The organism is Bradyrhizobium sp. NBAIM14, from assembly GCF_020193895.1.
In the GTDB taxonomy this organism is placed as follows: Bacteria; Pseudomonadota; Alphaproteobacteria; order Rhizobiales; family Xanthobacteraceae; genus Bradyrhizobium; species Bradyrhizobium yuanmingense.
Window position 1 is genome coordinate 1 of sequence record NZ_JADYVQ010000087.1, and the last position, 463, is coordinate 463.

A 463-nucleotide genomic window follows, 5' to 3' on the forward strand; every position below is an offset into this window, starting at 1 on the left:
GGTCCAGGCCGTGCAGTACGAACGGGCTGCCGTAGCTGCGCGAGAGTTCGGCCAGCGGCATGCGCAGGGCGGCACCCGCAGCGCCGATCAGGGCCAGCGCCACCGCGCCGGCGCCCAGGCCGTACCACGCGCCCAGGTACAGGAACGGGCGGCGGATGAAGCCATCGCTGGCGCCGAGCAGCTGCAGCACGCCGATCTCTTCGCGGCGGGCCTGGATGTCCAGGCGCACCGTGTTGCCGACCACCAGCGCGGCACCTGCGCCGAGCAGGACCGACAGCACCTGCACCAGCCGCGCACCGAAGGCAAGCCAGGCATCCAGTCGCTGGCGCCACAGCGCATCGTGCTGCACCAGATCGGCCTCGGGCAGGCTTTCCAGCGCGCGCGCCAGGCGTGCGTCGTCCTTGCCCTGGCCGGGAGTGATCACCAGCAGCGAAGGCAGCGGATTGTCGTTGAGTGCGTCGAT

At 71.5% G+C, this 463-nt stretch carries 1 protein-coding gene; it reads right to left on the reverse strand.

Features of this window, described 5'->3' with window-relative positions:
* Window positions 1–463 (reverse strand): cell division protein FtsX (locus I6F28_RS37125; protein ID WP_225143952.1); only part of this gene is annotated, 463 nt, incomplete at both ends.